This is a genomic window from Macrococcus sp. 19Msa1099 (genome assembly GCA_019357535.2).
In the GTDB taxonomy this organism is placed as follows: domain Bacteria; phylum Bacillota; class Bacilli; order Staphylococcales; family Staphylococcaceae; genus Macrococcoides; species Macrococcoides psychrotolerans.
In genome coordinates this window covers 1-14,745 of sequence record CP079955.1, presented here as the reverse complement: position 1 = coordinate 14,745, position 14,745 = coordinate 1, and the positions used below count along the sequence as shown (strand labels likewise).

Sequence of the window (14,745 nt, the reverse complement as noted above, 5' to 3'; positions counted from 1 at the left end):
ACGATTATTCACTTGCCTCTATATCTTTAAGCATGTCAGGGTTGTTCAAGTCATTCTGGCGATATGTCTCTGTTTCTGGCATCTTTAATATTAAATCTTCTGCTAATGCCATCTCTACAGATACATCTTCGATTTCATAATCAAATACATGGCCGCCTTCTTTACCATCATCACTCAGATAATGGACATGATAGCCACCAACACCAACGCCTTGAATGAAGTGTGGTGTGTAGAAACCAAACAATGTTCCGGTAGTGTCAGTATAGTCAAAGTATCCTTGTTCTTTTACTGCCTCCACTAATTTTGGATAAGGTTTCTTCTGCTTTTTCACGGCACGTGCTTTGATAAGCTTAAACTTACCCGTAATCTTAACCGCATGGAAATAGTTCATCCCCTCTATTTCTTCTAGGATAATCTCATCCATCTGTTCTTTATTTAATATCTCTTTGTAATTTAATGTGTGTGTAGGTTTAAATTCAATCATGCTCGCAAAAGGTGTGCGCTCTTCAGCATCCACCTCTCGTATATTTCCATTACTTTCGATGAGATAAGGCTTACCTTCTATAATAACCAATTCTCCATCTAGACCGTCCATCGTTCCAATACCATAGTTACCTGATTTCAGTACTTCTGACATCTTGAACGTGCCTTCAAATAAACCACCAACTAACGCACCCATAGTTGAATATTGATATAAATGATTCATAAGTTCCTCCTTAGTTTGTGCTATCAGGTAAAAGTTCTGCCATTAATTTAGAGTTATTGCTGTAATCTACAGGAATATCTACTACAACTGGTCCTTCTTCTTTCATTGCTTTTTCTAGAATTTCTTCTAATTCACTAGCATGAGTCACACGATATCCTTTAGCACCCATCGATTCAGCATATTTAACATAATCCACTGGGTGTAATCTCACGGCTGCACCTTTGCCATATTTACCTTCTTGCTGGAATTTAACCATATCATAGTAGCCATCGTTCCAGATTAATTGAACGATTGGTGCTTTCATTTCAACAGCTGTTATTAATTCTTGTCCTGAGAATAAAAATCCACCATCTCCTGCCATCGAAACTACTTTTTTACCAGGACGTGCAATAGACGCGGCAATCGCCCAAGGTAGAGCAACACCTAACGTCTGCATTCCATTTGAAAAGAGCAGATGTCTTGGTGCATAACTTCTAAAATAACGTGCCATATAGATATAGAGTGAACCTACATCTACAGTAACAGTTGTTTCATCATCTATTATGTCGCGTACTGCTTTAACAATGTGTCTAGGGTTAACTTTTTCACTGTCTTTATAGTTTTCAGGAAGCTCATATTTTTTTTCAATTAACTTTTGAATCTTTTCTAATATCTCTTTAGTTGTATCATCTAATTCCACATCATCTTTTTGAAGTTTTTCATTCAAACGTTGAATTGTTAAAGGTGTGTTACCGATCAATTCAGTAACTGGTGCATAGTTGTTATCGATATCACTCTGTACTTCATCAATGTGAATGATTGTTTTTTCATTTTCTGCATTCCATATAAATGGATCATATTCAATAGGATCATATCCAACAGTGATAACTAAATCAGCATGTTTTAATAACTCATCGCCAGGCTGATTACGAAATAAACCAATTCTGCCGTAGAAATTATGTTCTAATTCACGAGATAGAATACCAGAACCCTGGAATGTTTCTACAACTGGCATTGGTGTTTTTGAGAGTAATTCGCGAATAGATGCTGTACATGCTTCAGAAGAAGCTCTCATCCCTAAAAGAAGCACAGGTAATTTTGCTGATTTAATACGTTCAACTAATGCATCAATTTCGTGAACTGGTGCAGGTCCATGTATTGGAGCTTCTTTTACTTTAATAGCTTCTCCTTCTACATTATCAGCAGAAATAACATCTTGAGGAATACTTACAAACGCTACACCTTTACGACCTTCCACACTTTCACGAAATGCATTCGTCACTGCTTCAGAAATACTTTTCGCATCTTGCGCTTCTACAGAATATTTCGTAACGTGCTTCATTAATCCAGCATTATCAAGTGATTGATGTGTACGTTTTAAACTATCTTCTCGTCTTACATTACCGCCAATGGCTACAATCGGATCACTTTCTGAGTTTGCAGTAATCAGTCCAGTAGTTAAGTTCGTTACGCCTGGTCCACTTGTCACAAGCACAACACCAGGTTTACCAGTAATACGTCCTATACCTTGTGCAATCATAGCTGCATTTTGTTCGTGGCGTGTCACAATGACTTTCGGTCCTCTATCTTCAAGTACATCAAACGCTTTATCAATTTTAGCTCCTGGAATACCAAAAACATGAGTGACCCCATGATTAATTAGAGTATCAACAAATAAATCTCCACCAGATTTTTTCATTATCATCTCTCCTAAATATAATTTTACGTTTTTTTATTACATTTTTATAATAATACTAAACATTTTTAATGGCAAATAATTAAACTGAGATATTTATTTATAAAAAAACATTATTTTAAAGCTATTTATGGTAAGAAAATAACCATTAAAATTTTCTAAAATTTTAATGGTTAAGAAATTTTATTTCATAAATTTAATCTTTATTCTTCACTGTCATTATATGTTGATTGAAATTCAGAACGTTCTAACGAACCTTGCTCTGACACATCAACGGTTCCCATCACATGACCATCTTCAACCTCTATAGTTTCATCAACCGATTCTTTGGCTACTTCAGTTAAATCTGCACCTTGTTCTGCAATAACTTCTCCTGGTTCTTTATCCGCATCCATCACTTCTTCTTTTTCCACTTTAGCGACAGTAGCAACAAATTGTCCTTCATCAAGTCGAATCAAGCGTACTCCTTGTGCAGAACGACCGTTTTGTGAGAATTCTGTAACATCAAGTCGAATAATTACACCATGGTCTGTTACAATCATAATATCTTCGTTACCATTCACAGTAGTGACACAGACAAGATTTCCGTTCTTCTCAGTGATCGTGGCTGTTTTAATTCCTTTACCCCCACGATTTGAAATTCGATATTCACTTTCTTTCGTACGTTTTCCGTATCCATTCTCAGTAACCACCAGCACTTCATGTTCGCCATTAGATTCTATTACATCTAATCCGATAACTTCGTCACCTTCACGCAGACTGATACCTTTAACTCCTGCAGCTGTACGACCTAAAGGACGTAATTTATTCTCTTCGAAACGAATAAGTGAAGCGTGTTTTGTTCCTATAATCAGTTGCTTATTACCATCTGTTAGTCTAACAGCAATCAGTTCATCTTCTTCTCTAAAGTTAATAGCTATCTTACCGTTTTTGTTAATACGCGAGAAGTGAGATAAATTAGAACGTTTAATCACTCCATGTTTCGTCGCAAATATAATATAAGCATCTTCACGCTCAAGATTTTTCACTGCAATCATCGTACTGATGGATTCATCTTTGTCCAATTCAATTACGTTAACAACTGGAATACCTTTTGACTGTCTTGAAAGTTCAGGTATTTCGTATCCTTTTACTTTATACACACGCCCTTTGTTCGTAAAGAACAGGACATTATCATGTGTAGAAGTTGTTACCATTTGACTGACGAAGTCTTCATCCAAAGTATTCATACCTTGAATTCCTCTTCCACCACGATGCTGTGCACGATAAGTTGAAGCTGGAAGACGTTTAATATAGTTATTACTACTTAATGTAATCACGATATTTTCTTCATCAATTAAATCTTCATCTTCAAGATCTTCAAATCCTCCAGCAACTATTTCACTACGGCGTTCATCTCCATATTTATCACGAATTTCAATTAATTCATCGCGGATGATTTGCAGTAACTTCTCTTCATCTGCTAATATGGCGCGGAGTTCGTCGATATACTTCAACAGTTCTTGATACTCAGACTCAATTTTATCTCTTTCCAGACCTGTTAATCGACGTAAACGCATATCAAGGATTGCCTGTGCTTGACGCTCTGATAATTTAAATTGATCTTGTAATCCTTGTAATGCTTCAGCATCGTTACTAGAGGCTCTAATTAAAGCAATAATTTCATCGATATGATCTAGTGCAATTCTTAATCCTTCCAGAATATGTGCGCGATCTTCTGCTTTTTTTAAATTATAAGCAGTTCGTCGGCGAACAACAGTCTTTTGATGTTCGAGATAATGATAAATTGCCTGTTTAATATTTAATACTTGTGGCTTACCATTTACAAGGGCAAGCATATTCACACCAAATGATGTTTGAAGTGGTGTCTGCTTGTATAAATTGTTAAGGATTACACTTGCATTTGCATCACGACGTACATCGATAACAATACGTACCCCTTCTTTCAAACTTGTTTCGTCACGAAGATCTGTAATGCCGTCCACCTTTTTATCACGTGCTAATTCAGCAATTTTCTCGACTAATCTCGCTTTATTTACTTGGTAGGGAATTTCTGAAATGATAATTGTCTCTTTACCATTCGGACGCATCTCGATCAATGTCTTTGCGCGCATAATTACAGATCCACGTCCTGTTTCATATGCTCGACGTATACCGCTTCGTCCCAATATAAGACCAGCCGTAGGAAAATCTGGTCCTTGAATGAACTCCATTAATTCAGGAATAGAAATATCAGGATTTTTACTTAGTTCTAATACACCATTGATGACTTCTGTTAAGTTATGTGGAGGAATATTTGTTGCCATACCTACTGCAATACCAGAAGCTCCATTTACAAGTAAGTTAGGAAATCTCGATGGTAATACAACAGGTTCGCGTTCATTTCCGTCATAGTTATCTGTAAAGTCAATTGTGTCCTTATTAATATCACGCATAAGTTCCATTGCAATTTTTGACATACGCGCTTCCGTATATCGCATTGCAGCCGCTCCGTCGCCATCCATAGACCCGAAGTTACCTTGACCATCGACAAGCATGTAACGGTAGCTGAAATCTTGTGCCATACGCACCATTGCTTCGTATATAGATGAATCTCCATGCGGATGATATTTCCCCATTACATCTCCGACAATACGCGCAGATTTCTTGTATGGTTTGTCTGGTGTCATTCCTTGGTTGTTCATACCGTAAAGTATTCGACGATGAACAGGTTTCATGCCGTCACGTACATCCGGTAATGCACGAGAAACAATAACACTCATTGCATAATCTAGAAATGAATCTTTCATTTCTTTGACGATATTTTGCTCCTTCAATTTTGAATCATGGTCTAAAGTCATAGATGGCGCCTCCTTAAAATACTATCTTTATACATCAACGTTTGCGTATTCTGCATTCTCTTCAATGAACGTACGACGATGTTCTACAACATCTCCCATCAGCATCTCGAAAACTTCATCCGCTTCAATCGCATCGTTTAATGTCACTTGTAACATTGAACGGTGTTCTGGATTCATAGTCGTCTCCCATAACTGATCCGCATTCATTTCTCCTAAACCTTTATATCTGGCAAGTTGCCATTTCGGTGTCGTCGGCAATTCTTTTCTCAATTTATCAAGTTCACGTTCGTTATATACATAATATTTTTTCTTACCTTGTTCCACTTTAAATAATGGAGGTTGTGCGATATAAACATATCCTGCTTCCAGTAGAGGTCTCATAAATCGGTAGAAGAATGTAAGCAATAATGTTCTAATGTGTGCACCGTCCACATCAGCATCTGTCATAATAACAATCTTATGATATCTAGCTTTAGAAATATCAAATTCTCCACCAATACCTGTACCCATTGCTGTAATCATAGAACGGATTTCATTATTTCCAAGAATTCGATCAAGTCTTGCTTTTTCAACATTTAAAATTTTACCACGTAACGGTAAAATAGCCTGCGTCTTAGAGTCTCTTCCTGATTTCGCTGAACCACCCGCTGAATCTCCCTCTACGATATATAATTCACTAAGGGATGGATCTTTGCTTGAGCAATCCGCAAGTTTTCCTGGAAGACTGGAAATTTCAAGTCCTGACTTACGACGTGTCACTTCACGCGCTTTCTTCGCTGCAAGTCGGGCACGCGATGCCATAATCCCTTTTTCCACGATAATACGTGCAATTGGTGGATTTTCTAATAAGAAACATTCAAAGTTTTCTGCAAACAAGTTATCAGTAATTTGACGTACTTCTGTATTACCGAGTTTTGTTTTCGTTTGTCCTTCAAACTGCGGGTCTCCATGCTTAATGGAGACGATTGCAGTAATCCCTTCACGTACATCTTCTCCAGATAACTTCTCATCGGCTTCTTTAATCAATTTATTCTTTACACCATAACTATTAATTACACGAGTTAATGCACGCTTAAATCCATCTTCATGTGTACCACCTTCATAAGTATGAATATTATTTGCATAGCTCAGAAGATTTGTTGAATAGCCATTGTTATATTGAATTGAAATCTCTACTTCAATCTCATCACGATTATCATGAATATAAATCGGTTCTGGGAATAGGACTTCTTTAGATTTGTTCAGTAATTCAACGTACGATTTAATTCCACCCTCATAGTGGTATATATCATGACGAATTTCTTCTTTATCTCGTTCATCCTTAACTTCAATCTTGATGCCTTTATTTAAGAAGGCAAGCTCTCTAGTTCGTTTTTGAAGAATTTCGTATTCATATTCTGTTGTTTCAGAAAATATTTCTGAATCCGCTTTAAAACGAATGACAGTTCCAGTCTTATCGGTTTCTCCGATTACCTTTAAATCAAATGCTGGTACACCACGGTGATATGCTTGATGATGAATCTTGCCATCTTTATGAACATATACTTCCAATGTAGACGATAAGGCATTAACAACTGATGAACCAACGCCATGCAGTCCTCCTGAAACTTTATATCCGCCACCACCAAATTTACCACCAGCATGCAGTACAGTTAAAATGACTTCAACCGCAGGACGACCCATTTTTTTCTGAATATCTACCGGAATACCACGACCATTATCCGTAACTTTTATCCAGTTATCTTCTTCTATCGTCACTTCAATATGATCTGCATATCCAGCAAGGGCTTCGTCAATACTATTATCAACAATTTCCCAGACAAGATGGTGTAACCCCCTTGATGCCGTAGAACCAATATACATACCAGGACGTTTTCTTACCGCTTCTAATCCTTCTAGTACCTGTATCTGATCGGCACCATACTGATCTAAATTTTGTTGTTCCACTATGTTCACCTATCCTTTAGTTAGTCGAAATCTGTCCTTCTAATACATTGAATAATTTCGCTCTATTGATTGTTTCGTGTTCAATACCTTCTACTGACGTTGTCGTCACAAATGTTTGAACTTTATGTTGTATTGTCGTTAACAGGTGCGTCTGTCTATCATCATCCAACTCACTTAGTACATCATCCAGCAATAAAATTGGATACTCTCCAATTTCCTGGTTAATAAGTTCAATCTCTGCTAATTTGATAGATAATGCAGTTGTACGCTGCTGGCCCTGCGAACCATATGTCTGTACATCAATATTATTTATTTTAAAGCTTAAGTCATCACGATGCGGTCCATATAAGCTTTGAGTTCTTTCAATCTCCTTGTCCATATGCACATTTAATATACGAATCGTTTCCTCAAACATCTCCTGCTCAGCTAATTCATAGTTCAAGCTTGCATTGTATCGTAAAGAGAGGTGTTCTTTATCTTTTGTAATGCCTGTATGAATCGGTATTGCTAATGCTTCTAGCTGTTCGATAAACTTTTTTCGTCTCAATGTTAACTTCACTGCATATTGGGCAAACTGTTCATTGATAACTTCAAGCATTGTTTTATCATTACTACTCGATAATTTCATTTGCTTTAACAAATGATTTTTCTGCTTTAATAATCGCTGATAACTTGATAAGTCATTTAAGTAAACGGCAGATATCTGACCTATTTCCATATCGATAAATCTTCTTCTTATTTGTGGGTTCCCTTTGACTAAATTCAAATCTTCAGGAGCAAAGAGTACAACATTCATATGGCCAATATATTCCGTTAATCGTTTCTGTTCTAAATAGTTTACTTTAGCTTTTTTTCCTTTTTTAGAGATGGATAAAGATAATGGCATAGTGCCATGTTTGTAAGACAACATACCTTCGATATGACTAAATTCATGTCCCCATCCTATCAGCTCTTTATCATTAGAAGTGCGATGGCTTTTAGCCATTGCGAGACAGTAAATTGCTTCAAGTAAGTTTGTTTTTCCTTGTGCATTAATGCCTATGAAAATATTTACTTCATCACTAAAATTTAATTCCGCAGTTTCATAATTTCGATAATGAGTTAGCGTTAACGTCTTTAATTTCATTCTGTCGTCTTATACGTGATCTGATATGTTTCACCTTCAACTTCCAGTAAATCATCCTGAAGCAACTTCTTACCACGTCTATTTTCCGGTTCTCCGTTTAAAACTACAGGATGATCCTGCAAATACCATTTCGCTTGTCCACCTGTAGAAATAATGCCTTCTGATTTCAGAAATTGTCCTAGCGTAATTTCTTTATCAAGTTCGATAATATTTATCATTTCACGGCTCACTCCTATCATTCAGTCATTATATAATTATACCGTTAATTCACAAAAAATGCATGTGTTTTAAAAGAATAAAAAGCGTTGGAATAAGATATTCCAACGCTTTTACACATAAATCATAATTATTGAAGTTTAATTTGCATAATTTTCTTTTTTTACACACAACATAGTTATTGTAATTAGTAGAAATGCGATGCCCGCTAAAAAAGGAATCGTGACAAATCCAAAATAATTAATATACTGAGCACTACAAGGCACTCCTCCAACACAAGGTTTAACCTCTGCAAATCCTGGTATCTTCTGCTCCATATAATGATAACATGAGAAGCAGAAACCTATGATAGAGAAAGTCATTATTAAATATTTATAATGATAAGTGTGATTAAATACTGCAAACCCTGCAATAATCACTATAGGATACATAAGTATCCTCTGATACCAGCACATCTCACAAGGAATAAAATGACGTATTTGAGAAAAGTACAGACTTCCCAATGTGGCGACAAGTGCAATTACCCAGGAAATATAGAAGTATGTAGTATTTTTCATTGTTTAACTGCCTCATCGATTACTTTGTCCACTTCAGCAGGATCCATTGGATTTTTAACTTCTTTTCCGTTTACAACGATCGTCGGTGTCATTGTCACATTATGTTTTTCAACGAGATTGATATCCTTTTTAACTGCTGCTTTTTCTTTTAAAGCTTCAACATCTTTTACAAGTTGGTCTACATTACTGACAGCGGCAGTTTTTGCTGCTTTCTTAACAGCATCAATCGTCAACCATTCTTCTTCTGTATCAGGTTGCATTTCGAATAATGCCTGTTGAAATGCACTATACTTGTCAGGTTCTTGTTTAATCAATGTTTCAGCGGCCAGACTCCCAAGCATCGATCCTTCACCATGAAATGGTGTATTAATGAAATACAGCTTAGCTTTTCCGCTATCTATGTATTTCTTTTTCAAATCTGGTTTGATATCTAATTCAAACACCTTACATGCAGGACATTTAAAATCTCCAAATTCTATGATGGTCACCTTTGCATCATCTTTACCAATCATTGGTTGATCTTTAATATCGATTTGATCTAATAATTTTAATCCTTGCTGATTGTTTGTATCTGCAGTACCTAATGATTCCGTATCTACGGAACTTTCTTTCTTATTCTGGTTAAAAATGATCAATGCAGCAATGACGCCAATAACAAGCAGAGTCATTATCATCGTAAAAATCAGTGAGCCTTTATTTTTCATAACTATCTCCTATAAAATTAATTGATAGTATAAATTTTATATTAATTAACCAAATTTTGCACGTGAATAATCATTAAGATTTTGTGACATTATTTAGTTTTAAGTGCACGTTTGAAGTTTTTAAGCATACTTTTATCTGTACTGAACACACTTCCTTTATATATTTTAGCGGCGATAAAGAGTAGCAAAATGATTGTAACAATACAAACAATTATACCTATCATAATCTCGATATCACTCGTTTTAGTTGAAATCGTTCTGAGTAACATGATTTGAGGTGTGAAGAACGGAATATAACTTGCAATTTTTACAAGTAATGTATCTGGTTTAGATAAACTAAACATCGCAATATAAAAAGCAATCATATTTAGCATCGTTATGGGCATAATTGCCTGTCCTATATCTTCGATACGGTTTGTCAAAGATCCAACAATCGCACTAGAACTTATATAGATAAGTAATCCCAATATTAAAAAGATGATTGTATATATTAATATCCTTATATTTTCTGGACCAAAGGTAAACCCTAATTCACTGACGGTTTCTTCCAGGCTAAATGCATATATACAAATGATAATAGCAATGGCGTATATCATCATCTGCGTCACTGCCACAGCGATTACACCTAATATTTTAGCCATTAAGTGGGTAATCGGAGAGATGCTCGTAATAATCATTTCGATCACACGCGAAGATTTTTCTTGAGCAATTTCTGTAGCAATTTGACTTCCGTAATTAATCGTAATAATAAAAATTAAAAATAAGCCTGCATAAACTAGTGCCGTATTTAGCGCTTTACTTTGTTCTGATACGTTATTGTTCGCATCTTTAGGCTTAATAACTTTATCTGTAACTTTTGCTTCACTCATCACACGGCTTAAATCATCTTGTGATAAATTTAATGATTGTGCAATATTGTTACTTTGAAATGCTGTTAAAGTTGAACGCACTGCACCCATCACACTGTCACTTGCGTATTCGGTTGAATATACTTTTGCTTCAATTGTTTTATCTTCGTTTTCCTTTATGTCAATTAAATATTTATAAGTTTCATCTTTAATCCCTTCTTCACCTTTTTTAAAATCCACAATTTTTAGTTTCTTTTTCTTGTCAAGATTATGATAACTTTCTTTAAAAGCTGTTGCCAAAGCTTTATCCGAGCTTGAAATTACAGTAATTTCATCTTCACTCCTATCAAAGAAGTCATAAATTTTATCAGCATTACTTAATCCAACGAATATAATAATCATGAATAGCGTCGAGAAGATAAAGGATTTACTTGATATTTTCTTCCAATATGTCAGCCAGAATGTCGGTATAAATTTATCCAATCGCACCACCCACTTTCTCAATAAAGATGTCGTTCAGAGAAGGTTCATCAACTTGAAATCTTGTTACAAAACCTATGTTTTTTACCGCTTCAAAAACAATGGGTGCAATCGATTGATCTTTAATCGTTAATCTTACATCATTTTTATTTTGTTTGAACTTTATAACACCCTCAATTTCAGCGAGATGACTAAAATCATGGTCCCCTTCGATAATAATTTCTTTCTTTCCAAAATCGTGTTTCACTTGCTTAATATTACCCGAAACAACCGTCTTGCCTTTATTTAATATGCACACATAATCACACATTTCTTCTACGTGTTCCATACGATGTGAACTAAACACAATCGTTGCTCCATTGTCGTTCATCTCTTTTACTGCTGATTTAAGAATTTCAACGTTTACTGGATCTAATCCACTGAATGGCTCATCTAGTATTAATAATTTAGGATTATGTATAATTGCTCCGATTAATTGAATTTTTTGCTGATTACCTTTTGATAATTCTTCAATTTTTTTATGTTTATTCTCCGGTACTTCGAAACGCTCTAACCAGTAATCTAACGCTTGATCAATTTCTGACTTTTTCATACCTTTTAAACGTGCCAAATATTGAATTTGTTCCGAAACTTTCAATTTCGGATTTAAACCACGCTCCTCAGGTAAATATCCGATATTATCTGTCATTGAATAATTAATCGGTTTTCCATCAAACGTAATTGTCCCTGATGACTTTTCTAACAAACCAAGAATCATCCTGAAAGTTGTTGTCTTACCTGCACCATTCCCACCAAGAAATCCGAGCATTTCTCCTTGAGGAACTTCAATATTGACATTATCCACAGCTTTAAACTCTTCAAACTGCTTTGATACATTTTCAAGTTTTAACATAGACATCTCCTTTATTGTATTTACTAACAATATTATACAATTTTTAGTATAAAAATTTCAAAATATAATAAAAAAAACTGAGCAATCGCTCAGTTTTAATATGTTCTAATCGGTAAAATCAATTGGATTAAATTATCGTCTTCGTCAGGTTTTAGAATGAAAGGTCTCATCGTTCCAAAGAATTCAACACGTACATCATCAACATCGATTGCACGCAACGCATCCATCATGTACTTAGAGTTAAAAGAGATTTTAATTCCAGTTCCATCGAATTTAGATGTCTTTACATCTTCCTTTACAGTACCTATTTCAGGAGACGTAGATGATAATTCTACCGCATTGTCAGTTGCAGATAGCTTAATGACATTATTTCCGCCTTCACGCGCTAATAACGATGCACGATCTATAGCATGGAAAAAGTCACCATTATTAATTGAAAGTGCTGTTTCTGAGATTTCAGGGAATAATCTCGATGTATCTGGATAATTTCCTTCAAGTAAACGAGAAATAAAGTTAATATGTCCAAATTTGAATAAAACTTGGTTCGCTGCAAAGAAAATATCAATCGTATCTTCATTATCTCCAATAATTTTATTGAGTTCGCTTAAAGCTTTACCAGGAATAATGACATTAATTTCGTCGATATTCGTATCTTCTAGTTTTAGTTTACGTAAAGCTAAGCGATGTGAATCTGTTGCAGTACAGTTTAATATATTATCTCTTATCAGCCAGTTAACACCTGTTAATACTGGACGTGTTTCTGACGTGGACACTGCAAAATTTGTTTGCTTTATAATGTTTTTAAGAACTTTTACAGGTAATGTGATTGCTTCTTCTTCACTTACTTGTGGTAGAAGTGGATATTGATCAGAATCAATTCCTGAAACATTGAACTCTGATTGCCCTGATGTGATTTTTGCCTGGAATTGATCATTCGTTTCAATGGTTACTGTGTCAGCAGGAAGTTTTTTTATGATATCAACAAAGAATCTACCTGGTAGTACGATTGATCCTTTATCTTCTACTGTAAGAATTTCTTCATGATTGAGTTCTGAATGAATTGTAATTTCGATAGATACTTCAGAATCTGAACCGGTTAAGACAAGTCGGTTATCAAACACATCTAATTTAATACCGGTTAAGACAGGTAAAGTTGTTCTTGGTGAGATTGCTTTTAATGTGTCATTTAATTGTGCTATAAAGTAGTCTCTTTGAATTGTAAATTTCATAGATAAATCTCCTTAATTGATATTTATAAGTATATAATATCTTTTTTAAAATAGTAATAATAGTAATAGGGGCTGTGAATAGGTGGATAAGTGGATAAATGATTAGAGTCTGTAAGTATCCACATGTGCATAACTTGTGTGTAAGCTCAGCACTATTATCCACAATATCCACAATTAGCTGGTGATATCTTTTTCGATATTTTTCAGTTCGTTCTTTAAGCTCTCGTCTGTTTCCAGTTGATTTTTTATCTTTTCATGTGCGTGTATCACTGTAGTATGATCTCGTCCACCAAATTCTTCACCAATCTTTGGTAAAGAGAAGTCTGTTAGTTCACGTGCAAGATACATTGCTATTTGTCTAGGAAAAGCAATCGATTTCGTACGTTTCTTAGCACTAAAATCTTCGAGACGCACATTATAATATTCTCCGACTGCAAGTTGAATATCCTTAATCGTTACTTTTTTAGGCTTACTAGTAGCAATAATATCTTTTAATGCTTCAGCGACAAGATCGGAATTAAGTTCACGATTTACAAGTTTTGAATATGCAGAGACACGTGTTAAAGCACCTTCTAATTCACGAATATTGGACTGAATTTGCGTAGCGATATAAAGCATTGCTTCGTTCGGGATATCAATATTTTCTTCTTCTGATTTCTTTCTTAAGATAGCAATTCTAGTTTCCAGATCAGGTGGCGTTACATCGGTAATTAATCCCCACTCGAAGCGGGTACGAAGGCGCTCTTCTAATGTTGGGATTTCTTTCGGTGCACGGTCACTAGAAATAACAATTTGTTTATGGTTCTGATGTAACTCATTGAAAGTATGGAAGAATTCTTCTTGGGTAGATTCTTTACCAGCAAGAAACTGAATATCATCAATTAAAAGAACATCCACATTTCGATATTTTGATCGGAATTCTTCAGTCTTGTTATCTTTAATCGAATTAATAAATTCATTCATAAACTTTTCACTAGAAATATAAACAACTTTCGCATTTTCTTTATGCTCCATCACGTAATGTCCAATTGCATGCATGAGGTGCGTTTTACCAAGTCCTACACCACCATAGATAAATAGGGGGTTATAAGCTTTTGCGGGCGCTTCTGCGACAGCTAAACTTGCTGCATGGCTGAATCGATTTCCACTGCCGATTACGAACGTATCAAATGTATTATCTGTATTTAACTGATTTGGTAATAGTTCCTGATTTGTTTGCTGCATCTTTCTTACAGGGACTTCTTTTTCATTATTCGTAAGTTCATCTTCAGAAGAAATCACTTTTATATTGAGTTTTTCTCCGATCTCTTCGATAAATGCTTCTTGAATAAAATCAATATAATTTGTTTGCAGCCATTCTGAAATAAAAGAAGTAGGTGCCTGAATCACTACTTGATGGTTATTTAACACTTTAATTTTTGTATCTTTAAACCATGTATCATAACTTGCAGGTGCAAGCCTATGCTTTATATTTGCGAGTACTTTTTCCCAAATGGTATCTATTCCGCTCATAATATATCCTCTT

At 35.2% G+C, this 14,745-nt stretch carries 11 protein-coding genes and 1 pseudogene; all 12 read right to left on the bottom strand.

Annotation, left to right across the window (positions count from 1 at the left end):
• Positions 1-4: 4 nt before the first annotated feature.
• Positions 5-706 carry an acetolactate decarboxylase gene (gene budA / locus KYI10_00060; protein QYA32887.1) on the bottom strand — a complete coding sequence of 234 codons (702 nt, stop codon included), beginning with the start codon at positions 704-706 and terminating at the stop codon, positions 5-7.
• Between the two features lie 10 nt (positions 707-716).
• Entirely contained in the window at positions 717-2,390 is a 1,674-nt protein-coding gene (gene alsS, locus KYI10_00055) for an acetolactate synthase AlsS (protein QYA32886.2), read from the bottom strand.
• A gap of 341 nt (positions 2,391-2,731) precedes the next feature.
• Positions 2,732-5,221 (bottom strand): annotated as a pseudogene (gene gyrA / locus KYI10_00050) (DNA gyrase subunit A).
• A 27-nt stretch (positions 5,222-5,248) separates the two neighbouring features.
• A complete protein-coding gene (gyrB, locus tag KYI10_00045) occupies positions 5,249-7,168 on the bottom strand; it encodes a DNA topoisomerase (ATP-hydrolyzing) subunit B (protein QYA32884.1) in 1,920 nt (639 codons plus the stop codon).
• A 16-nt stretch (positions 7,169-7,184) separates the two neighbouring features.
• Positions 7,185-8,294: a DNA replication/repair protein RecF gene (gene recF / locus KYI10_00040; protein ID QYA32883.1), complete on the bottom strand. Its 1,110-nt coding sequence runs from the start codon at positions 8,292-8,294 to the stop codon at positions 7,185-7,187.
• Positions 8,291-8,512 (bottom strand): S4 domain-containing protein YaaA, encoded by a 222-nt coding sequence (gene yaaA / locus KYI10_00035; protein QYA32882.1) that lies wholly within the window; start codon positions 8,510-8,512, stop codon positions 8,291-8,293. Before yaaA ends, recF begins: the two co-directional genes overlap by 4 nt.
• 138 nt (positions 8,513-8,650) lie before the next feature.
• Positions 8,651-9,067, bottom strand: coding sequence for a disulfide oxidoreductase (locus KYI10_00030; GenBank protein QYA32881.1), 417 nt, complete (start codon positions 9,065-9,067; stop codon positions 8,651-8,653).
• Positions 9,064-9,771, bottom strand: coding sequence for a thioredoxin domain-containing protein (locus tag KYI10_00025; GenBank protein QYA32880.1), 708 nt, complete (start codon positions 9,769-9,771; stop codon positions 9,064-9,066). The genes KYI10_00030 and KYI10_00025 overlap by 4 nt, the downstream gene beginning before the upstream one ends.
• 89 nt (positions 9,772-9,860) lie before the next feature.
• The gene (locus KYI10_00020; GenBank protein ID QYA32879.1) at positions 9,861-11,102 is read right to left on the bottom strand and encodes an ABC transporter permease; all 1,242 of its coding nucleotides are present in this window, start codon (positions 11,100-11,102) and stop codon (positions 9,861-9,863) included.
• Positions 11,095-11,997 (bottom strand): ABC transporter ATP-binding protein, encoded by a 903-nt coding sequence (locus tag KYI10_00015; GenBank protein QYA32878.1) that lies wholly within the window; start codon positions 11,995-11,997, stop codon positions 11,095-11,097. The genes KYI10_00020 and KYI10_00015 overlap by 8 nt, the downstream gene beginning before the upstream one ends.
• Before the next feature lie 89 nt (positions 11,998-12,086).
• Entirely contained in the window at positions 12,087-13,220 is a 1,134-nt protein-coding gene (gene dnaN, locus KYI10_00010; GenBank protein QYA32877.1) for a DNA polymerase III subunit beta, read from the bottom strand.
• A gap of 174 nt (positions 13,221-13,394) precedes the next feature.
• Positions 13,395-14,732, bottom strand: a complete 1,338-nt coding sequence (gene dnaA, locus KYI10_00005) for a chromosomal replication initiator protein DnaA (protein ID QYA32876.1) — start codon at positions 14,730-14,732, stop codon at positions 13,395-13,397.
• Between the last annotated feature and the right edge of the window lie 13 nt (positions 14,733-14,745).

Bases quoted from the DNA above. Each gene is read 5' to 3' on its own strand.
- budA (QYA32887.1), bottom strand. From the start codon at position 706: ATGAATCATTTATATCAATATTCAACTATGGGTGCGTTAGTTGGTGGT.
- alsS (QYA32886.2), bottom strand. From the start codon at position 2,390: ATGATAATGAAAAAATCTGGTGGAGATTTATTTGTTGATACTCTAATT.
- recF (QYA32883.1), bottom strand. From the start codon at position 8,294: ATGAAATTAAAGACGTTAACGCTAACTCATTATCGAAATTATGAAACT.
- yaaA (QYA32882.1), bottom strand. From the start codon at position 8,512: ATGATAAATATTATCGAACTTGATAAAGAAATTACGCTAGGACAATTT.
- KYI10_00030 (QYA32881.1), bottom strand. From the start codon at position 9,067: ATGAAAAATACTACATACTTCTATATTTCCTGGGTAATTGCACTTGTC.
- KYI10_00025 (QYA32880.1), bottom strand. From the start codon at position 9,771: ATGAAAAATAAAGGCTCACTGATTTTTACGATGATAATGACTCTGCTT.
- KYI10_00015 (QYA32878.1), bottom strand. From the start codon at position 11,997: ATGTCTATGTTAAAACTTGAAAATGTATCAAAGCAGTTTGAAGAGTTT.
- dnaN (QYA32877.1), bottom strand. From the start codon at position 13,220: ATGAAATTTACAATTCAAAGAGACTACTTTATAGCACAATTAAATGAC.
- dnaA (QYA32876.1), bottom strand. From the start codon at position 14,732: ATGAGCGGAATAGATACCATTTGGGAAAAAGTACTCGCAAATATAAAG.